Source organism: Nocardia sp. NPDC055029, from assembly GCF_053608525.1.
The window spans coordinates 87,467-106,187 of sequence record NZ_JBSGVQ010000021.1; the positions used below are offsets into that span (position 1 = coordinate 87,467).

Annotated in this window: 20 protein-coding genes; 15 read left to right on the forward strand and 5 right to left on the reverse strand. The window is 68.4% G+C overall.

Annotation, left to right across the window (positions count from 1 at the left end; translation table 11 throughout):
* Positions 1 to 3: 3 nt before the first annotated feature.
* From ACWF9G_RS19305 to ACWF9G_RS19330, 6 genes are all read left to right on the forward strand, one after another.
* The gene (locus ACWF9G_RS19305; RefSeq protein WP_452516830.1) at positions 4 to 1,539 is read left to right on the forward strand and encodes a serine/threonine-protein kinase; all 1,536 of its coding nucleotides are present in this window, start codon (positions 4 to 6) and stop codon (positions 1,537 to 1,539) included.
* The gene (locus ACWF9G_RS19310; RefSeq protein WP_452516831.1) at positions 1,526 to 2,983 is read left to right on the forward strand and encodes a serine/threonine-protein kinase; all 1,458 of its coding nucleotides are present in this window, start codon (positions 1,526 to 1,528) and stop codon (positions 2,981 to 2,983) included. The genes ACWF9G_RS19305 and ACWF9G_RS19310 overlap by 14 nt, the downstream gene beginning before the upstream one ends.
* Before the next feature lie 13 nt (positions 2,984 to 2,996).
* A complete protein-coding gene (locus tag ACWF9G_RS19315; RefSeq protein ID WP_452516833.1) occupies positions 2,997 to 4,199 on the forward strand; it encodes a DUF7373 family lipoprotein in 1,203 nt (400 codons plus the stop codon).
* Entirely contained in the window at positions 4,192 to 5,667 is a 1,476-nt protein-coding gene (locus ACWF9G_RS19320) for a serine/threonine-protein kinase (RefSeq protein ID WP_452516835.1), read from the forward strand. The genes ACWF9G_RS19315 and ACWF9G_RS19320 overlap by 8 nt, the downstream gene beginning before the upstream one ends.
* Before the next feature lie 95 nt (positions 5,668 to 5,762).
* Positions 5,763 to 6,488, forward strand: a complete 726-nt coding sequence (locus ACWF9G_RS19325; RefSeq protein ID WP_452516836.1) for an MBL fold metallo-hydrolase — start codon at positions 5,763 to 5,765, stop codon at positions 6,486 to 6,488.
* A gap of 83 nt (positions 6,489 to 6,571) precedes the next feature.
* Positions 6,572 to 7,666, forward strand: a complete 1,095-nt coding sequence (locus ACWF9G_RS19330) for an alkyl sulfatase dimerization domain-containing protein (protein ID WP_452516838.1) — start codon at positions 6,572 to 6,574, stop codon at positions 7,664 to 7,666.
* 10 nt (positions 7,667 to 7,676) lie between these two features.
* On the opposite strand, the gene ACWF9G_RS19335 is transcribed toward ACWF9G_RS19330, so the two are convergent.
* The gene (locus tag ACWF9G_RS19335; RefSeq protein WP_452516840.1) at positions 7,677 to 8,696 is read right to left on the reverse strand and encodes a crotonase/enoyl-CoA hydratase family protein; all 1,020 of its coding nucleotides are present in this window, start codon (positions 8,694 to 8,696) and stop codon (positions 7,677 to 7,679) included.
* Between the two features lie 121 nt (positions 8,697 to 8,817).
* Here ACWF9G_RS19335 and ACWF9G_RS19340 point away from each other — a divergent pair, with 121 nt between their 5' ends.
* On the forward strand, positions 8,818 to 9,417 hold the full coding sequence (locus ACWF9G_RS19340; protein WP_379310156.1) for a TetR/AcrR family transcriptional regulator: 600 nt from the start codon (positions 8,818 to 8,820) through the stop codon (positions 9,415 to 9,417).
* Positions 9,418 to 9,468: 51 nt separating this feature from the next.
* The gene (locus ACWF9G_RS19345; RefSeq protein WP_452516842.1) at positions 9,469 to 10,290 is read left to right on the forward strand and encodes a class II glutamine amidotransferase; all 822 of its coding nucleotides are present in this window, start codon (positions 9,469 to 9,471) and stop codon (positions 10,288 to 10,290) included.
* Between the two features lie 40 nt (positions 10,291 to 10,330).
* On the opposite strand, the gene ACWF9G_RS19350 is transcribed toward ACWF9G_RS19345, so the two are convergent.
* Both ACWF9G_RS19350 and ACWF9G_RS19355 read right to left on the reverse strand, forming a co-directional pair.
* Positions 10,331 to 10,642, reverse strand: coding sequence for an amphi-Trp domain-containing protein (locus ACWF9G_RS19350; RefSeq protein ID WP_379310154.1), 312 nt, complete (start codon positions 10,640 to 10,642; stop codon positions 10,331 to 10,333).
* A gap of 54 nt (positions 10,643 to 10,696) precedes the next feature.
* Positions 10,697 to 11,143 (reverse strand): MFS transporter, encoded by a 447-nt coding sequence (locus ACWF9G_RS19355; protein WP_452516844.1) that lies wholly within the window; start codon positions 11,141 to 11,143, stop codon positions 10,697 to 10,699.
* A gap of 181 nt (positions 11,144 to 11,324) precedes the next feature.
* Here ACWF9G_RS19355 and ACWF9G_RS19360 point away from each other — a divergent pair, with 181 nt between their 5' ends.
* From ACWF9G_RS19360 to ACWF9G_RS19370, 3 genes are all read left to right on the forward strand, one after another.
* Positions 11,325 to 11,894 carry a TetR/AcrR family transcriptional regulator gene (locus tag ACWF9G_RS19360; protein ID WP_452516845.1) on the forward strand — a complete coding sequence of 190 codons (570 nt, stop codon included), beginning with the start codon at positions 11,325 to 11,327 and terminating at the stop codon, positions 11,892 to 11,894.
* A gap of 73 nt (positions 11,895 to 11,967) precedes the next feature.
* A complete protein-coding gene (locus ACWF9G_RS19365) occupies positions 11,968 to 12,990 on the forward strand; it encodes a medium chain dehydrogenase/reductase family protein (RefSeq protein WP_452516846.1) in 1,023 nt (340 codons plus the stop codon).
* Positions 12,991 to 13,018: 28 nt separating this feature from the next.
* The gene (locus ACWF9G_RS19370; protein ID WP_379310150.1) at positions 13,019 to 13,615 is read left to right on the forward strand and encodes an ABC transporter permease; all 597 of its coding nucleotides are present in this window, start codon (positions 13,019 to 13,021) and stop codon (positions 13,613 to 13,615) included.
* A gap of 99 nt (positions 13,616 to 13,714) precedes the next feature.
* Here the strand turns inward: ACWF9G_RS19370 and ACWF9G_RS19375 are convergent, their stop codons facing one another.
* Positions 13,715 to 14,638: a DUF5994 family protein gene (locus ACWF9G_RS19375; protein WP_452516847.1), complete on the reverse strand. Its 924-nt coding sequence runs from the start codon at positions 14,636 to 14,638 to the stop codon at positions 13,715 to 13,717.
* 143 nt (positions 14,639 to 14,781) lie between these two features.
* On the opposite strand from ACWF9G_RS19375, the gene ACWF9G_RS19380 reads away from it, so the two are divergent.
* From ACWF9G_RS19380 to ACWF9G_RS19395, 4 genes are all read left to right on the forward strand, one after another.
* Positions 14,782 to 15,474, forward strand: a complete 693-nt coding sequence (locus ACWF9G_RS19380; RefSeq protein ID WP_379310148.1) for a TetR/AcrR family transcriptional regulator C-terminal domain-containing protein — start codon at positions 14,782 to 14,784, stop codon at positions 15,472 to 15,474.
* A gap of 112 nt (positions 15,475 to 15,586) precedes the next feature.
* On the forward strand, positions 15,587 to 16,774 hold the full coding sequence (locus tag ACWF9G_RS19385; protein WP_452516848.1) for a fatty acid desaturase family protein: 1,188 nt from the start codon (positions 15,587 to 15,589) through the stop codon (positions 16,772 to 16,774).
* A gap of 42 nt (positions 16,775 to 16,816) precedes the next feature.
* Complete coding sequence (locus tag ACWF9G_RS19390; protein ID WP_452516850.1) at positions 16,817 to 17,665, forward strand: SDR family NAD(P)-dependent oxidoreductase; 849 nt, start codon at positions 16,817 to 16,819, stop codon at positions 17,663 to 17,665.
* Between the two features lie 142 nt (positions 17,666 to 17,807).
* Positions 17,808 to 18,476 (forward strand): PAS and ANTAR domain-containing protein, encoded by a 669-nt coding sequence (locus tag ACWF9G_RS19395; protein WP_452516851.1) that lies wholly within the window; start codon positions 17,808 to 17,810, stop codon positions 18,474 to 18,476.
* Between the two features lie 30 nt (positions 18,477 to 18,506).
* On the opposite strand, the gene ACWF9G_RS19400 is transcribed toward ACWF9G_RS19395, so the two are convergent.
* Positions 18,507 to 18,680: a CsbD family protein gene (locus ACWF9G_RS19400; RefSeq protein WP_452516853.1), complete on the reverse strand. Its 174-nt coding sequence runs from the start codon at positions 18,678 to 18,680 to the stop codon at positions 18,507 to 18,509.
* Positions 18,681 to 18,721 lie beyond the last annotated feature (41 nt).

Here is an 18,721-nt window from a genome sequence, read left to right on the forward strand (position 1 = left end):
TGAATGGTCGAAACACTCACCACCGGAACCTTTTTCGCAGGATACGAGATCGAGCGGGTGCTCGGACGCGGCGGTATGGGCACGGTGTATGTCGCCCGGCATCCGCGCCTGCCGCGCCGGGACGCGGTGAAGGTCCTGCCCGAGAACTCCGGCGCCGCCGACGAATTCCGGGCCCGTTTCCTGCGCGAGGCGGAACTGGCCGCCCGGCTGGATCATCCGAACATCGTCGCGGTACACGACCGCGGTGTCGAGCACGGTCAGCTCTGGATCGCGATGGAGTTCGTGAACGGTGTCGACGCGGCCGGTCTGCTCCGCCGCGACGGCGCGTTGCCGCCGCAGCGCGCGGTGCACATCGTCACCGAGACGGCGCGTGGCCTGGACGAGGCGCACCGATCCGGCATGCTGCACCGGGACGTCAAACCGGCGAACATCCTGATCGAACAGCTCGACGACATGCCTGATCGCGTACTGGTCGCCGATTTCGGGATCGCCAGGGCGGCGGGCGACGGGACCGCGCTCACCGAGGTGGGGACCGTCGTGGCGACGCTCGCCTATGCCGCGCCGGAAATGCTGGCCGACCGGCAGGTGGATCACCGCGCCGACGTCTACGCCCTCGGCTGCACGCTGTTCGAACTGCTCACCGGCGCCAAACCGTTCCCCCGCGATTCGGTGGTCGCGGTCATGCAGGCGCATCTGCTGGAGCCACCACCGAGCGCAGGCGCGCTGCGGCCGGATCTGCCACCCGCCATCGATGCGGTGATCGCGCGCGCCATGGCGAAGAACCCGGACGAGCGCTATTCGTCCTGCGGGGCATTGGCGGCGGCGACAGCGAGCGCCTTCGGACAACCGGTGGATCAGACGGCTTTCGCGGTCCGGGCGGCCGACATTCCCGCACCGGCCGAGCCGCCGCGGACCACAGTCCGTGTACCGGCGCCGAAGCCGGCACGCCGCGCACGGTGGTACACCGTCGCCGCCGCGGTGGCCGTCACCCTGGTGGTGGCGATCGCGGGTGTCGTAGTGGCCACCCGCGATTCGAGCGATTCCACGGCAAGTCCTCCTGCGCCGACCGGCCGGGCCGGATTGACCTGGGGCAGATACGCCTTCGTTGTCGACGCGTTGCCACAGCTGCTCCCCGCGACGCCCACCCGGACCGGGCATCAGGGCATCCGGTGCGCCGCCATCGTCGACGGCACCGGCGAGGCCGCCGACCTCGACCGGGCCCCGGATCATGTCGCGCACATCCGGTGCACCGGCAACCAGAACCCGATCCGGGATGTGGACGTGCAGTGTTCGGCGAACCGCAGCACCTATCACCTGGTGGACGAGGAAGGGGTCGTCGTCCTCGGCGATCAGCGCTGGGAACGCGCGTCCGGGCGCGGCCGCGTGAAATGGTCGACCATGACGGCGTCCATGGGGCAGCGCGGCGTCCTCGGACTGTCTTTCGACGAGCCGACACGCAACTTCTGCATGGTCGTCGTGGTCGGTGCGGGCACGGGGCAGGAACTGTATGACCGGTGGTGGCCTGATGCACCCTTCTGACGGCATGGATTTCGCCGGGTACCGCATCGAGCGCCGGCTCGGCGCGGGCGGCATGGGTGAGGTGTATCTGGCGCGGCATCCCCGCCTGCCGCGGCACGACGCGCTGAAGATCCTGTCCGACCGGCACGCCGGTGACGCGGAGTTCCGGGCGCGGTTCCTGCGCGAGGCCGAAGTCGCGGTGCGGCTGCAGCATCCGAATGTGGTCGCGGTGCGTGACCGGGGTGAGCACGACGGCCGCCTGTGGATCGCGATGCAGTACGTCGACGGTGGCGATGTCGCCGAACTGATCCGGCGCGACGCGGCGGTCCCGGTCGAGCGCGCGCTGCGGATCCTGACCGAGGCCGCCAACGGGCTCGACGAGATCCATCGGGTCGGCTTGCAGCATCGTGACGTGAAGCCCGCGAATCTGCTGCTCGCCGAAGAACCGGGGCAACCGGATCGGGTGCTGGTCACCGACTTCGGTATCGCGCGCACCGCGGACGGTGCGGGCACCCTGTCCGAGGGCACGGGATTCTCCGCGACGCTGGCCTATGCGGCGCCCGAGCTGATCAGCGGCGACGCGGTCGATCATCGGGCCGATGTGTACTCGCTCGGTTGCACGCTGTATCAGCTGCTCACCGGGACGGTGCCGTATCCGCGCGACAGCCCGGCGGCGGTGATGTACGCGCACCTCTACGCCGAGCCGCCCCTGGCGTCTGTCGAAAACCGCCGGGTACCAGCGGGATTGGACTCGGTCCTCGCCACGGCGCTGGCCAAGGATCCCGCGGACCGCTATCAGAGCTGCGGTGCGCTGGCCGCGGCCGCGCACGCGGCGTTGCCGGCCGGGATCGGCGGCGGAACCGAGACCGGTTCGGTGCGCCGTCGCGGAATTCTGGCCGGTGCGGCGATCGCGGTTGTCGCGGTAGGTGTTTCGCTGGCGGTCGGCATCGGGCGCGGCGATTCGGCGGAGTCGGCCGAGAGCGCCCCCACCAGGGTGACCACGAATTCGTCGGCCTGGGGTGCGGCCGCCCTCGTTGCCGAGACCTTCCCGAACCTGCTGCCGGTCGCGCCCGGCGCCGTCGGTTACCAGGAACTCAACACCTGCCTGTACGCCGACGAGAACAAGAACTTCATCTCCTTCGATCAGCCGGTCGAGGTCGGTGGGGTGAGCTGTCTCGGCGACCGCGACCCGGTCGACGTGCTCTCCGTCGTCTGCAACTGGGACCGGACCCCGATCGCCGAGTGGACGCCGATCGTCCAGCTGGAGGGGGAAGAGTTGTGGACGCGCGGCGCTTCCACCGGGCGGGTGCGGTGGGGAACGGTCACCACGAGCGACGGCGCGACCACCGGCCGACTCGACGTGATGTTCGACGGACCGGATCGCAATTTCTGCCGCCTTCGCGTCAGCGGCGACATCTCCGGCTCCGTCCTCAGAGAACGGTGGTGGCCGGATGCGCCGCTATGACAGCCTTCGAGCCGTGGCGGTACTTGCCGCGGCCCTCATCGTGCTGTGCGGATGCGTGCGGCCCGGCGAGCCGGCTCCGCGACGCCTGGACCTGGCGGTGCTCGACGTCGGAGCCAACAGCGTCGACCCGCTGACACCGTCGCGTGCCGGGACCGAGAAGGACGGGCGGGTGCTGGAATCGGTGCGGATGGGCGAAGCCGCGCTCGATCCGGTCGAGGTGGATCCGTCGTTGACCAAGGATGTCGCGAACCGGACCGCGCCGTTGCCGACCCCGCTGAAAGCGGCCGGAATTCTGGCCGAGCCCGTCCGTGACGTGCTCGAATCACAAGGCATGCTGGCCGGATTCGCGGTCAGCGGCAGCGACGTCGACTTCCGTGGCAAGTCGCCGGCCATCGGCGCGGGACGCCTGCTCACGGTGCTGCTGCTGCGTTTCCCCGACGAGATGCGGGCACAGCTGGCCGCGCGGCAGATGAACGCCACCGATGCCGCGATCAGCCCGGACAATGTGGCGGTCCGGATCGCGGAGTATCCCGCGGCGTTCGTGCACTGGCGTCCCGCGGTGCCGACCATGGCCGCGACGATCGCGCAGGGGTCCTTCGTCGTCAGCGTGCTCGCCGCGCACACCACTCCGGATCAGGCCGTGCTGACCGGGCTCGTGCGCAAGACATTCGACGTCCAGCTGCCCAGACTGCGTGACTTTCCGGCGACCGCGCCGGACCGGTTCGCCGAACTGCCCCTGGATCGGGAGGGCATGCTGTCGCGGCTGCTGCCCTACGGGCCGGGGCACTGGTCGTATCCGACGGTGATCGCCACCGACATCGACGCCAACGCGGGCTGGTCGTCCACGCTGCGCATCAGCGGGGTGGTGTTCGGCCCGCGTGCCACCCGGCTGATGAAGCATCTCGGTTTCAAGGAACCGATCGAACTCGTCGCCATGAACCACCACAATCTGCTCGAACGGTTTCCGGACGCGGTCAGCGCGCGCCGGGTGTTCACCGAGGAGATGCGCGCGGCCGACCAGTCCAGGCAGCTCGACACACCCGCCGGAGTGCCGGATGTGTACTGCTACAACCTCGATCAGCAACCGCAGTGGCCCGCCCAGGCGCGCTGCCATGTCCTGTACGGCCGGTACACCGCTGCCCTCGTCGGCCGGAATCCGACGGAGGTCCATCAGCTGATCTCGGCCCAATACGCGCTACTGGTGCACAGTGGATAGCCGGAAGTTGCTGCCGGGCACCATTTTCGCGGGGTATCGCATCGAGCGGGTGCTGGGCAGTGGCGGTATGGGCACGGTCTATGTGGCGGCGCATCCCCGGTTGCCGCGGCTGGACGCGGTGAAAGTGCTGTCGGCGGAATACAGTGCCGATCCCGAGTTCAGGGCGCGGTTCATCCGCGAGGCCGAACTCGCCGCCCGGCTGGATCATCCGAACATCATCGGCGTCTACGACCGCGGCGTCGAGGACGGCAGGCTCTGGATCGCGATGCGGTTCATGGACGGGCCCGATGCCGCCACCCTGATCCGCGACCGCGCGGCGCTGCCCCCGGATCGGGTGGCGCACATCGTCGCCGCCGTCGGGCGCGGGCTCGATCACGCGCACCGGGCGGGGATGCTGCACCGCGACGTCAAACCGGCCAACATCCTCGTCGAATCGATACCAGGACAACAGGACCGCGTCGCACTCACCGATTTCGGCATCGCCAAGGCGGTGGCCGCGACCACGGCGCTGACCCAGGCTGGATCGATCCTGGCGACCGTCGCCTACGCGGCGCCGGAACAGCTGACCGGCGGGGCGATCGATCATCGCGCCGATGTCTACTCGCTGGGTTGCACCCTCCACGAACTGCTGACCGGCACGAAACCGTTCCCGCGCGCGACGATGGACGCGGTGATCATGGCGCATCTGCAGGATCCGCCGCCGCGACCGAGAGCCACCGTCCCCGAGTTGCCCGGCGGGATCGATGCGGTGATCGCCCGTGCGCTCGCCAAGGATCCGGCGCAGCGCTACCCGAGCTGCGGTGCGCTCGCCATCGCGGCGGCGACCGCGCTCGGGGTCGGCCAGAATCCCGGTTCGACCGCGCAACGACCGGGACGGCGGGGCAAAGCCGGTCTCTGGGTCGGGGCACTCGCCCTGGTGGCCGCGGTGGCGATCGCGAGTGCCTTTGTGGTGACACGGGATTCGGCGACGTCGTCGAACGCTCCGTCCAGCACACCGCTCGCGCAGGCCGAGCCGAACTCCTGGGCGGCCCACGAATGGGTGGTCAAGGCGTTCCCGCAACTGCTCCCGGCAACGCAGGCGGACAGCGGATACCAGGGCCTGCGCTGCGTCGCGGTCGACGGCGACCGGCCCATCGACGTGCGGCAGACGCGGGATTCGATGAACGCGTTGGCGTGCAACGGCAATCGCGATCCGGTGTTCCGCATCGTGGTGCGGTGCGGAATCGGCAAACCCGCCGACGAATTCGACCCCGCACCGGATGCGACATTCATCGGCGAAGAGAACTGGACCCGACCGACGGGTCAGGGCCACATCACCTGGAACGACAAGACCGACGTGGCAGGCCCGACGGGTGAGCTACTGCTCCGCTTCGACGACCCGACCCGGAAGAACTGCGCGATGGGCGTCGCAGGCGGCACCTCGGGCCAGGACCTCTACGAGCGCTGGTGGCGCAACGCGCCGGTGTGAATCGATCCCGGAGTTCATCCGGGACGGGTGATGTGGGGCCGCTCCTGCCGGGCCACGATCGGGGAAAGGCCGCCAATCCCCCGACAGGAGCGCCCATGTGCCGATCGGCGAAGCCCGCCACCGCTGCGACGGCGGAGACCAATCGCGCGGCTACCCAGCGCTACGACCTGGACAACAGGGCCGATTTCACCGATGCGCAGCGCGGACTGATCGCGCCGCTGCCCGGCCCGGTGTATTCCGGCGCGGACAGCGCGAAGGTGGTCTTCGACCCGGCCGAATTCGACTACCTGCGCAACGACCCGCCGACTCCGGACACGGTGAACCCGAGTCTGTGGCGGCAGTCGCAGCTGATCAGCATCGGTGGCCTGTTCGAGGTGACCAAGGGCGTCTACCAGGCACGGAACAACGACATCGCGAACCTGACCGTGGTCGAGGGCGACGACGGCATCATCGTCATCGACTGCATGGCGGGCGTCGAGTCCGCGAAACAGGCTATGGCGCTCATTCGCGAGCACGTCACCGACAAGCCGGTCAAAGCCGTGATCTACACCCACACCCATATCGATCACTACGGCGGTGTGAAGGGCGTGGTGTCGGCCGAGGACGTGGCCTCGGGCAAGGTGCCGATCATCGCGCCGGGACACCAGTTCGACAAGTTCGCCATCGGCGAGAACGTGGTCGCCGGAAATGCCATGGCGCGCCGCAGTTCCTACGCATTCGGTTCGATGCTGCCGCCCGGCCCGCGGGGTTCGTCACCTGCGGCATCGGTATCGCCACCTCCCAGGGGCCGGAGATTTCCTATATCTCGCCGACGGATCTGATCACCGAAACCGGGACGCGGCGCGAGATCGCCGGCATCGAATTCGAGTTCCTCTACGCCCCCGACACCGAGGCGCCCGAGGAGATGCACATCTGGATACCGCAGCTCGAGGCCCTGACCTGTGCGGAGAACGCCAACCACAGCCTGCACAACATCCAGACCCTGCGCGGCGCCCGCACCCGCGACGCCCGCAATTTCGCCCGCTATCTCGACGAGACCCTGGAACGCTGGGGCGACGAGGCCGAGGTGCACTACGGGCCGCACACCTGGCCGGTGTGGGGCAACGACAAGGTCACCGCGTTCCTCGAATCCCAGCGTGACACCTACAAATACATCCACGACCAGGCGCTGCGCCTGGCCAACAAGGGCTACACACCGCTGGAAGCGGCGGAGGTGATCGAGCTCCCGGAGGAACTCGGGCGCAACTGGGCCAACCGCGGGTACCACGGCACCCTGCACCACGATGTGCGCGCGGTGTACACCAAGGAATTGGGCATGTGGGACGGCGATCCGGTCTCGCTGCATCCGCACCCGCCGGTCGAGGCCGCCAAACGATTCGTCGAGTTCGCGGGCGCCGACAATATTCTCGCCGAGGGGCAGCGCGCGATCGACGCCGCCGACTACCGGTGGGCGGCCGAGATCCTGCACAAGCTGGTGTTCGCCCAGCCGGACAACCAGCGGGCCAAGGACCTGCAGGCCGATGCCTACGAGCAGATGGGTTACCAGGCCGAGGGGCCGCAGTGGCGTGGCATCTTCCTGTCCGCGGCGCTGGAATTGCGCGAGGGCACGCAGCCGCCGCCGTATGTGACGGCCAGCCAGGACTCCATCCTGGCCATGCCGATCGAGATCCTGTTCGACTTCGTCTCGGTGCACATCATCGGCGAGAAGGCGGCGAGCGTGGATCTGCGGATGGACTTCGACTTCACCGACGCCGGGGAACAGTGGACGATGTGGGTCCGGCGCGGGGTGCTCAATGCCCGGCGCGGCAAGTCCGGTGACGCGCAGCTGACGGTGCGAGGCCCGAAGGCCTTCCTGACCTCGGTGCTGATCGAACCCGAGACCGCGGCGGGACTGGTCGATGGCGGCAAGATCACCGTCGACGGCGACCGCACGATGCTCGACACGTTCGGGACTCTGCTCGACGAATTCGACCCGGCCTTCCCCATCGTCACGCCCTGAGTGCCGCGGATCAGCGCTCGAACTGGGCGCGCTTGTGGTCGCCGTACGGGTCGTCGCGTTCGCGGACCGCTTCGCGGAAACCGGCTGTGGCGGCGCGCGTCTGGAAGGCGTAGCCCTCGCGGGTATGGCGGGAGATGCCGTCGAAGACGGTGCTGACCATGGCCGAGTTGGCGACGCCCTGGGTGTGCAGGGCCGAGTTGAGCGCGAGTTTGGCCATCATGAGCTGGTTGACCGGCATGCGGGCGATGCGCTGTACCAGGGCTTCGGTGCGGTCGTCGAGTTCGTCGGCGGGCCAGGATTCGACCGCGAGACCCCATTCGGCGGCTTGCTTGCCGCTGATGCAGTCGCCGGTGAACAGCAGGCGCTTGGCGCGCTGGTCGCCGAGGCGGTGCGCCCACATGCCCGCGGCGGGGATGCCCCAGACGCGGGTGGGCGGGTAGCCGATCTTGGTGTCGTCGGCGCAGATGATCTGGTCGGCGTGCAGCGCGATGTCGGTGCCGCCCGCGATCGCGAAGCCGTGCAGTTTCGCCACGGTCGGCTTGTTCGCGTGCAGGAGGCTGGCGAATCCCTTGGTGAACCTGCTCATCATGGCGAAGTCGATCATCGGGTCCCAGATGCCCCGCGGATCGTGGTTGACGGCGTTGACCACCGGATCGAGGACGGTCCCGGTGACCTCGTCCGGACCGTCCGCGCCCGCGAAGCCCTGCTCGGCGAATATATCGAGGTCGTAGCCGCCGCAGAACCCTTTGCCGCGCCCGGACACCACGATGACGTGCACGCGCGGATCCAGGTCGGCTCGTTCCACCGCGTGCGCCAGATCCCGCGGGGTGTGCGGGGTGATCGCGTTGCCCTTGTCCGGGCGGTTGAAGGTGATCCTGGCGATCCGCCCGTCCCGCTCGTAGGTGAGCGTGGCGTACTCGCGCTCGAAGTCCGGATCAGGGCGATGCCGCCATGGCGAATCGGGGCCTTCGGTCCAGTTCTCGTACCAGGGCGCGGGCTGGCCGCCGGAGTTCGTGCTGCTGTTCGACACGGTGGGGTCCTTCTGGATTCGAGGTGCCGGGATGGAGAATCTGTCGAAAGCATGGCGGGTCGGAGCATTGACAGTCAATAGTGACTGTGAAATCGTCGGCCGACGACGAGAAGGGCCCGAGTTGGCAACGCGCGAAGAACAGAAGCAGGCCACCCGCGCCCGCATCCTCGACGCGGCGACCGACCTGCTGGTGCGGCGCGGCTACTCCGCGCTGACCACCGTCGCCGTCCAGGAAGCGGCCGGACTCAGCCGCGGCGCGCTGCTGCACCACTTCCCGACCATCGCCGAACTGTCGAAAGCCCTGGTGCAGAACCTGGTCCAGCGCAACGAACAGGCGGCCCTTGCCGCGGCGGCGCGGTTCGACGCGGACGCCGACCCGGTCGACCGGGCGCTGGCGGCTCTCTACGAGTCGATGACCCGCCCGGCCGCCCAAGCCGAACTGGAGCTGTGGGCGGCCGCCCGCACCGACCCAGATCTGGCCGCCGCACTCCAGCACGCGGAACGCGCCGCGGGCCGCGACCTCGTCCGCGTCGTCGACGAACTGTTCGGCCCGGAAGTGGTGGCACATCCGCGCTACCCGGTGATCCGCGATCTCACCATCACAGTGCTGCGCGGCACCGTGGCAGGCCGGGTCCTGCACACGTCCGAGAAATCGGCCCGTACCACCCTGCGTGAGTGGGCAGCCATCGTCCGGACAATGCTCGCCGACGCGGCAATCTGACAGCTATCGCCGGCGGTTCCGTTCTGCTTGAATGGATTCATGTGCCGGTGGATGGCGTACTCGGGTGAGCCGATCCTCGCCGAGGATCTGTTGTTCCGCCCTGAACACTCCCTGATCGACCAGAGTCTGCACTCACGTCTGGGCGCGACCACCACCAACGGTGACGGCTTCGGTCTCGGCTGGTACGGCCTCGGTGCCGAGCCCGCGGTGTACAAGAGCATCGAACCAGCCTGGAACGATCTCAACCTGCGGGAGATCGCGGGTCAGGTGCGCACACCGATGCTGCTCGCGCATGTTCGAGCCTCGACCGGGACGGCGGTGCAACGCAGCAACTGTCACCCGTTCCGGCACGGGCGGTGGTTGTGGGTGCACAACGGTGCCCTGCGCGGCTTCCACGAGACCCGGCGCGACCTGCTGGCGGCGGTCGAACCTGCGCTCTTCGCCGACATCGAGGGTTCGACGGACTCCGAAACCCTGTTCTACCTGGCCTTGACGTTCGGTCTCGTCGACGATCCCCTCGGTGCTGTCGCCCGTGCGGTCGGTTTCGTCGAGGACGTCGGGCACGCGCACGGAGTCGACCATCCGGTGCAGATGACGGTCGCGACAACCGACGGCGAATACCTGTTGGTCTTCCGCTATTCCAGCGAGCGGCAATCGCGGTCGCTGTTCTTCTCGACCGAGATGGCCGCGTTGCGGGCACTGCACCCCGAGGTCGAGGTGCTGCGCAGGCTGGGCCCCGAGACCCGACTCGTGGTCTCGGAGCCGCTGCGCGACCTGCCGGGCGCGTGGAACGAAATGCCGGAATCGTCGGCGGGGGTGGTGGGCCCCGGTGCCGACGAGATCCGTTCGTTCGAGCCGATCTCACCGGGCTGAGCCCAGCACGAGGATTCAGCACGACGGCGCCGATCGTCGACTATTTGGCGGGCGGTTTACGAGCACGTGTACGACGCGTGGTTTTGGCCGGAGCCGCGGCTTTCGGTTCCGGCGGTGTAGCGACCGGATCGTCGCGCCATGTGATCTCGATTTCGATTTCGGTCTCGGTACCGTCGACCTCGATCTCGAATTCCCAGCTGACCCGGTCGGCGACGACGATCTCGAGCGAATCGCCCTCCGAGCCGAATTCCACCTCCGAGCCGCTCGCCAGCGCCTTGCCTATCGCGATCAGCCGCTCGGACACCTCTTTTCGAGAGAGTTCGGACTTTCTCTTGATCTCCAACTTCGGCATGACGACTCCTAACTCTCGGCGGTACCGGATGACACGGGATCGGTGATGGTGCGATCAGGAAGGAGCGTGGCGGCGATGAAGCCGAGGACCCCCGATGCCTGCGAGGGTGATCATCGCGGCGGCGTAGGCGTGGCCGGTGAGACCGGCGACGAGAATGGTGCCGGTCAGCGCGGTGCCGAGGGAGGAGCCGAGATTCGACACGCTGCGGGACAGGCCCGACAGCCGCCCCGGCGCCACCGCGCTGAGCAGTGCGCCGATGCCGTACACCAGCAGTCCGGCCAGAAAGCAGCGTTGACGTCCGTATCGCTCGGTGAGTTTGCCACCGGGAATCATCAACGCGGCCATCACCAGCAGGAAGATCGTGATCGCCACCTGCACGCCCTGCACCGTGGTGTCGAGGTCGTTCGAGCCCGCGAAGCTACAGATGAACTGCGCCAACGCCAGTGGTATCAGCGCCCCGCGCGGGGCGCTCCTGACGTCGGGACCGCTCGTCCGCGACACCGGATCACTGCTCAGCGATCGGCGGGTACGCGCTCACAAACATTCCTCCCTGGGCGGGGCACGGAGTTCCGAGGCCAAGCGAACCACTCGCGGGCTGGTCCCGACATCACCCGGAACGGGTGAACCGCTCCGCACCACCGGGGATTGACACCACCGAAAGAGTGAGTGTACGGTCACTCACATGAGCAAGAGCGGAGTCACCCTCTCCCGATCGGATCTGCGGCGCGATGCTGTTGTCGATGCCGCGATAGTCGAGTTCGCCAGGACCGGTTATCACGGCACGCCGATCAGTACGGTGGCGGCGACGGCTCAGATCTCGCCCGCGTACGTGTTCAAGCTGTTTCCCGGCAAGGTCGCGCTGTTCGTCGCGGCGCTCGAGCGGTGCTTCGATCGGATCGAGGCGGCGATGTCGGCGGGTGCGGCGCGGTCGAATGCCGAGAGTCCCGAGCAGATCCTCTACGACATGGGCGGGGCCTACGCCGAGCTCATCGGCGACAAGAGCCTGCTGATGCTGCAGGTCCACGCGCAATCCGTGGCGGACGTGCCGGAAATCGGCGCGGCGATGCGGGACGGGCTGGCCAGGGTGACCGACCTCGCCAAACAGCGCTCGGGCGCCGCGGACGAGTACGTCCAGCGGTTCATCGCCTTCGGGCAGCTCTGCCACCTGATCACCACACTCGGCCTGGACGGCAACGACAGCCCCTGGGCCAAGATCGTCACCGCGGGCATCCGCCACCCCCACGCCCACTGACCCCTGACTGCCCCCTCGCGGGGCATTTTTTCGACCCATCGAGTGATTGACCAGTCACACACTAGGAGTTCTCATGTCCACCATCGCCACCGAAATCGTCCTGCCCGGCCGCGTCGAACCCGAGGGGCTGCTGGTCACCCGGCGCGATCTGCCCGCGCCCGGCGCCGGGCGAGCACTCGTCCGGGTCGAGGCGAGCGGTGTCTCCTTCGCCGAGCAGCAGATGCGTCGCGGCAAGTACTACGACCAGCCCGCCTTTCCCTTCGTGCCCGGCTACGACCTGGTCGGCACGGTCACCGCGGTCGGGGCCGGTGTCGAACCGGCGCTGATCGGCACCCGGGTCGCCGCGCTGACCAAGATCGGCGGCTGGGCCAGCCATGCCGTGCTCGACGCTGCCGACCTGGTGACGGTGCCCGCGGCGCTCGATGCCGCCGAGGCGGAAACCTTTGTCGTCAACGGGATCACGGCCTGGCAGATGCTGTTCCGGACCGCGAAGGTGCGGCCGGGGCAGACCGTGCTGGTGCACGGCGCCAACGGCGGGGTCGGCTCGACGCTCGTCCAGCTGGCCCGCGCCAACGGAATTCACGTCATCGGGACAGCGTCGGCGCGCAATGCCGAGGCCGTGCGCGCGCTCGGCGCGAGCTGGGTCGACTATCGCGGCGATGTGCCGCGGCAGGTGCGGGCGATCGCCCCCGACGGCGTCGACGCCGTGTTCGATCATGTCGGCGGCCCCGGCATCACCGATTCGTTCGCGCTGCTCGCGCCGCACGGCACGCTGGTCTCCTACGGCACAGCGGCCACCAAGAACGACGCGGGCAACTCGCGGCTGCCGGTGCTGAAGCTGCTCGGCCGGATCCTGCTGTGGAATGTATTGCCCAACAAGCGCAGTGCGCATTTCTTCAATCTGTGGGCGGGCAAGCGCAACCGGGCGGGCTTCCGCGCCCGTATCACCGAGGACCTGAGCCAGGTCTTCGATCTCGCCGCGCGCGGTGACCTGCGCGCTCAGGTCGCCGCCCGCGTCCCGCTGGCCGAAGCGGCCCGCGCCATGGAACTCGCCGAGTCGAGCACCGTCGTCGGCAAAGTCGTCATCGTCCCCTGATTCACCACCACCGCACAGGAGAACCCTTATGTCCCAGCATGTTTCCACCACCGAGACCCGTCCGTCCGCGCTGCGCGTTCTGCTCGACAACCGTCCGTCCTACCTGAGTTTCGGGATGGCGTGGCTGCTCGGTCACGGCGCGTATGCCCTGTCCCACGGCGACGATCCCGTCCTGCGATTGCCCGCCGCGGTGCCGAGCGTGCTGCTGATCGCCGGGCTGGCCATCGCGATGGTCGTCACCAGCATCGTGACGATGAAGGCCCAGCGCGGTGTCACCGGCAAGGACGCGGTGGTCGGCAATCTGCTCGCCGTGTCCTGGCTGATCGGTTTCGGCGCGCTGTTCTTCGTCATCACCGCGCTGAGTTCGGCACTGGCACAAGACGATCTGAAGATGCTGCTGTGGCCGACCGGCTCCGGCCTCATCGTCGGCCTGCTCTACCTCGCAGGCGGGGCCGCCTACCGCGACGTCCTGCAATACGCCCTCGGCGCCTGGCTGGCCCTCACCTCCTCGGCCGCGCTGTTCCTCGACGGCGCGAGCCCCTACTGGGTGCTGGCCATCGCCGGCGGTGGCAGCTACCTGGTCGCCGCGGCACTCGAACCCCGCCGCCGCGCCATCGCCGCCTGAACGAAGGAAACCGCCGCCCCGCCCGGTCCCGCCGGGCGGGGCGTCACCGCTCGAGCGGGTCACAGCCGGGGCGGCGGCCCGACTGACAGCGCCGAGCACTCATGGCGCGTGGTCAGCCGGTGCTGGTGGGTCGTGGGCGACCCGGCCTGCGGCGTGCAGGAGCTGGGCGTCGGCGACGTCGGGTGGGGTGTCGGCCGCGATCACCAGCAGGGTGAGGTGGACGCCGTCGACGCCGACGAGGTGCATGGTGTCGGGGAGCTGGTCGACGTCGGGGACTTGCGGGTCGACGTCGTCGGGGTGGTCGATGCGGCGCTGGTTGCGGCTGGTCGCGTTCCAGTCGAAGCTGATTCGCGCGGTCCGGCCGAGGCGGGGTGTGAGCGCGCTGATCAGGTCGTGGAGTTCGGCGGTGAGATTCGCCGTCCGCGGCCACCAGGCGCCGTCGAACAGTTCGGCGTGACTTTCGTGGGCGCGCAACAGCAGTCGCGGGGTGCGGGTCGGGATGCCGAACGGCTGCCGGTCCTGTTCGGGCGCGCCCATGGCCTGGTGGTTGGTGATGTGGCGCGGACGCTCCGGGGGTTCCAGGGTCGCCTCGGGTTCGGCGGCATCGGATGCGGCGGCCATCAGGGCCTCGTGGGCGACACGTTCGTCGGTGTCGGCGGGGATCACCTGGAGCACGAGCATGCTCGCGTCGCGGCCGAACACATACATCGTGTTCCACAGTTCGAAGTGGTAGGAGTCGAGCCGGACCGTCTCCCCCGCGACCGTGATCCGGGCGGGCGCCTGCGCCCAGCACGACGGGTCGTAGACGACGCGCCAGACCGGGCCGAGCCGCACGCTCAGCACCGCGAGCAGATCGGGCAGTTCGGCGGCCAGGTCGTCCGACCGTGGCCACCATGCGCCGTCGATGTATCGATCCGCCGAGGAGCGTGCCCGCATCCGCAGCCGCGGCGTGTACAGCGGCGGTACTTGATGGCGGGCGGGAGCCGCGGCAGGGCCGGATCGATGATCTTCGCGGATGCGCATGATGTTCGGTCCTTTCGTCCGGGATCCGAGGAATCGGTATCAGCTCCGGGGACCTGTACCACTCAAGTAGACGCCGATGTCCCACCCTTGTCAACGTTGTAGGTCTACACTGACAACTACAACTAACAGACGGAGGTGCCGCCATGGCCGAGGATTCGACAGATGGTGCCCGCCGTCCCGTCAGCACGGTGACCAGGGAGTCTGTACTGTCCGCCGCGCTGATGATCGTCGATCGCGACGGCGTCGACGGGCTATCGATGCGCAGGCTGGCCGAGGCCGTCGGGCGCGACCCGATGGTGATCTACCGGCACCTGCCGAACAAGGCCGCCGTGCTCGACGGCGTGGCCGAGCTGGTGTTCGAACAGCTGGTGGTCGACGCGGACGACCCCGACTGGGCGGCACAGTTGCGCGCGGTGGCCCGCTCGTTCCGCGCGGTGGCGCTCGCGCACCCGAATGTCGTTCCACTGCTGGTGACCCGGCCGTTGTCGACGCCGCTCGGCATGCGCCCGGTCGCGGTGGTCCGCCCGCTCGAGCACATCCTGCAGCTGCTCACCCGGGCCGGTTTCACCGGCGCCGACGCACTGCACGTCTACCGCGCCCTGTTCGGTTTCCTCTACGGTCACGTGCTCAACGAGCTCCAGGAAGTGGTGGAGCGGCCGGAGGAATCCGACGAGGTCCTGCGCCTCGGCCTGCACCGCTTGCCGATCACCGAGTTCCCGCTGGTGCGCGAGCTCGCCCCGACGCTGGCCGCCTACGACGGCGCCGCCGAACTCGAACGCGGCCTCGACATCCTGCTCACCGGCCTCACCGCGACGCTCCCCGACCCGGCCTTCTGACCCCGACCGCGTCTCACGGCAGGTTCCGTGGACGTCTATATCGTTTGTCTACGTTGTAGACGATCGCTGTAGAAGTCCGTAGAATCGGTGCTACGACCAGGCGAGGACCCCCATGGCCATTACCGAAGTCGCGGTCTACGCGCACCTGAGCAGAGCCGATGTCGACGCGCTCGGCGAGGAACTCGATGCGATTCGCCGCGACATCGAGGACCGGCGCGGCACGCACGACGCCGACTACATCCGGCGGACGATCGCGTTCCAGCGCATCCTCGACGCGAGCGCGCGAGTGCTGCTGGCCTGTACCGGGTCGCGGCTGGGCTGGCTGGCGGGCACCTCGGCGCTGGCCACGGCCAAGAGCATCGAGAACATGGAGATCGGGCACAATGTGTCGCACGGCCAATGGGATTGGATGAACGATCCCGAAATCCATTCCCGCACCTGGGAATGGGACATGGCGGGGGTGTCTTCGCAATGGCGGTACTCGCACAACTACCGCCATCACATGTTCACGAACGTGGTCGGCATGGACGACGACGTCGGATTCGGCGTCCTGCGCGTCACCAGGGATCAGCAGTGGCGCCCGCGCCTGCTCCTGCAACCACTCCAAAACCTCCTCCTGGCAGCCACTTTCGAGTGGGGCATCGCCCTGCACGGCCTGTACTCCGAGCGCGACCGCGCGCCGACCGACGCCGAGAAGGCCGCGCACACCAGGGCCTTGGTCCGCAAGATCGGCAGGCAGGCGGCCAAGGACTATCTTTTCTTCCCCCTCCTCAGCAGACGGCACTGGCGCCGCACCCTCACCGCAGGCATCACCGCCAACGCGCTGCGCAACCTCTGGGCCTACGTCGTCATCTTCTGCGGCCACTTCCCCGACGGCGCAGAGAAATTCACCCCCGCCGCGATCGAGCACGAGACCCGCGGCGAGTGGTATCTGCGCCAGATGCTCGGCACCGCCAACTTCGACGCCGGGCCGGTCATGGCCTTCCTCAGCGGCCATCTCTCGCATCAGATCGAACATCACCTGTTCCCCGACCTGCCCAGCAACCGCTACGCCGAGATCGCGGTGCGGGTGCGCGCACTGTGCGACAAGTACGACCTGCCCTACACCACCGGCCCGCTGCCCCGGCAGTACCTGCTGAGCCTGCGCACCATCAACAAACTCGCCCTCCCCGACTCGTTCCTCCTCGCGACCAGCGACGACGCCCCGGAAACGGCCTCCGAACGCAAGTTCGCCGCCACGGCGCCCACCGAGCCGGGACCGATCCGGCGCGGCCTGCGCACCGCGCTGCGCCGAGGCTGAATGGTGGACTCGGCGCGGAATGGCGGAATACAATTCCGCTGTATGGCGACCAGCGCGTCAGGGAAGATCGCAGTGGTGACCGGAGGTGCTTCCGGCATCGGAGCCGCGCTCGCCGAGGCGCTGGCAGACGGGGGCGCCGAGGTGTGGCTCGCCGATCGCCAACGGGAGGCCGCCGAGGAGCTGGCGCACCGCCTGCGCAGCCGCGGCGGCAAGGCGCACGCGATCGAGGTGGACGTGCGCAGCTACCCGTCGTTCCAGCAAGCCGTCGACGACATCGTGCGGCAGTCGGGCCGGATCGACTACCTGTTCAACAACGCGGGTATCGGGGTGGGCGGTGAGATCGACTCCTACTCAGTCGATGACTGGAACGACGTCATCGACGTCAACCTGCGCGGTGTCGCCTACGGCATCCAGGCTGTCTACCCGGTCATGATCGAACAGCGCTCGGGACACATCGTGAATACCGCCTCGATCGCCGGGCTCATCACCACGGCGGGACAAGGCAGTTATTGCGCCACCAAGCATGCTGTCGTCGCCCTGTCGATGACGTTGCGCACCGAAGCGCAGCGGCACGGCGTGCAGGTGTCGGTGCTGTGCCCCGGTGTGATCCGGACCCCGATTCTGACCGGCGGCAAGTACGGCCGGATCAACATGAACGGCGTCAGCGAGGAGAAGATCCTCGGCTATTGGGAGCGGTTTCGGCCGCTGGCGCCGGAGAAACTCGCCGAACGCGCACTGCATGGGGTGTTTCGCGGAGAGGCGATCATCGTGGTGCCCAAGTGGGGAAAGATGCTCTGGTACCTGGAGCGAATCTCCCCGGCCCTCGGCAGGCAATTCGCGAAAGGCATGGTCACGCGTATCAGGCGCGATCTAGGGCCCGACATCTCCTGACCTGGTCGGCGAAGTCGTCGCCATGGCCGGACTGATCGCGGTGATCTTCGCCCTCGCCCGCTGATCGCGGAACTGCTGCCCGACTCCGCCGAGTGACGCACGATCCGTGTACAGCGGGTACCGGGCAGGGCAAGATAGTGCGGTGCGCGACGAGTCCAGGCTGACACCCGACGTTCCCGGGTCGAAACGAACAGGACGTTTCCGGTTCTGGCTGGCCGAGCAGCGCTGGGAGTGGTCCGACGAGGTCGCGGCGCTGCACGGATACGCCCCCGGCTCGGTGACACCGACGACGGAACTGCTGCTGGCGCACAAGCACCCCGACGACCGCGCCGAGGTCGCCGACACGCTCGCCCAGGTCGTGAGCACCGGACTGCCCTTCAGCAGCCACCATCGCCTCGTCGACACCACCGGCGCCGTCCGCCACGTGCTGGTCGTCGGCGATCAGATGCGTGATACCACCGGCGCGGTGACCGGTACCGAGGGCTTCTACATCGATGTCACCGACACCGTCGACGACGAACGCCGCGACACCATCGAGGAGGCGGTGCCGGAGATCGTCGCGGCCCGCGCGCTGATCGAGCAGGCCAAGGGCGCGTTGATGACGGTGTACGGCATCTCGGCCGAGCAGGCCTTCCGGGTGTTGCGCTGGCGTTCGCAGGAGACCAACATCAAACTGCGCGATCTCTGCGAGGCGCTGATGCCGGCGGTGACCGCGCTCGGCGGCGCCGACGCGCCGACCCGCGCCCGCTTCGATCATCTGTTGCTCACCGTCCATGAGCAGGACGGCACAGCCGCGGGCCACCGGCCGTAAGTCGGCCGATGGCCCGCTCGAGTCGGCTGGTCAGTCGCGGAAGGCGTCCTTGACCTTCTCCCCCGCGTCCTTCAGGTTCCCCTTCACCTGGTCGCCGCGACCTTCGTTCTCCAGATCACGGTCGTCGGTGGCCTTGCCTTTGGCTTCCTTGGCCTTGCCTGCCAGCTCCTCGGCCTTGTTCTTCGCCTTGTCCGCGATACCCATGTGGCATTCCTTTCAGACAGATCTCTCGGCCACCGACGGTG

Coding starts and splice junctions, on each gene's coding strand:
- ACWF9G_RS19305 (WP_452516830.1), top strand. CDS start 4: ATGGTCGAAACACTCACCACCGGAACCTTTTTCGCAGGATACGAGATC.
- ACWF9G_RS19310 (WP_452516831.1), top strand. CDS start 1,526: ATGCACCCTTCTGACGGCATGGATTTCGCCGGGTACCGCATCGAGCGC.
- ACWF9G_RS19325 (WP_452516836.1), top strand. CDS start 5,763: ATGTGCCGATCGGCGAAGCCCGCCACCGCTGCGACGGCGGAGACCAAT.
- ACWF9G_RS19330 (WP_452516838.1), top strand. CDS start 6,572: ATGCACATCTGGATACCGCAGCTCGAGGCCCTGACCTGTGCGGAGAAC.
- ACWF9G_RS19345 (WP_452516842.1), top strand. CDS start 9,469: ATGGCGTACTCGGGTGAGCCGATCCTCGCCGAGGATCTGTTGTTCCGC.
- ACWF9G_RS19350 (WP_379310154.1), bottom strand. CDS start 10,642: ATGCCGAAGTTGGAGATCAAGAGAAAGTCCGAACTCTCTCGAAAAGAG.
- ACWF9G_RS19360 (WP_452516845.1), top strand. CDS start 11,325: ATGAGCAAGAGCGGAGTCACCCTCTCCCGATCGGATCTGCGGCGCGAT.
- ACWF9G_RS19365 (WP_452516846.1), top strand. CDS start 11,968: ATGTCCACCATCGCCACCGAAATCGTCCTGCCCGGCCGCGTCGAACCC.
- ACWF9G_RS19370 (WP_379310150.1), top strand. CDS start 13,019: ATGTCCCAGCATGTTTCCACCACCGAGACCCGTCCGTCCGCGCTGCGC.
- ACWF9G_RS19375 (WP_452516847.1), bottom strand. CDS start 14,638: ATGCGCATCCGCGAAGATCATCGATCCGGCCCTGCCGCGGCTCCCGCC.
- ACWF9G_RS19380 (WP_379310148.1), top strand. CDS start 14,782: ATGGCCGAGGATTCGACAGATGGTGCCCGCCGTCCCGTCAGCACGGTG.
- ACWF9G_RS19385 (WP_452516848.1), top strand. CDS start 15,587: ATGGCCATTACCGAAGTCGCGGTCTACGCGCACCTGAGCAGAGCCGAT.
- ACWF9G_RS19390 (WP_452516850.1), top strand. CDS start 16,817: ATGGCGACCAGCGCGTCAGGGAAGATCGCAGTGGTGACCGGAGGTGCT.
- ACWF9G_RS19400 (WP_452516853.1), bottom strand. CDS start 18,680: ATGGGTATCGCGGACAAGGCGAAGAACAAGGCCGAGGAGCTGGCAGGC.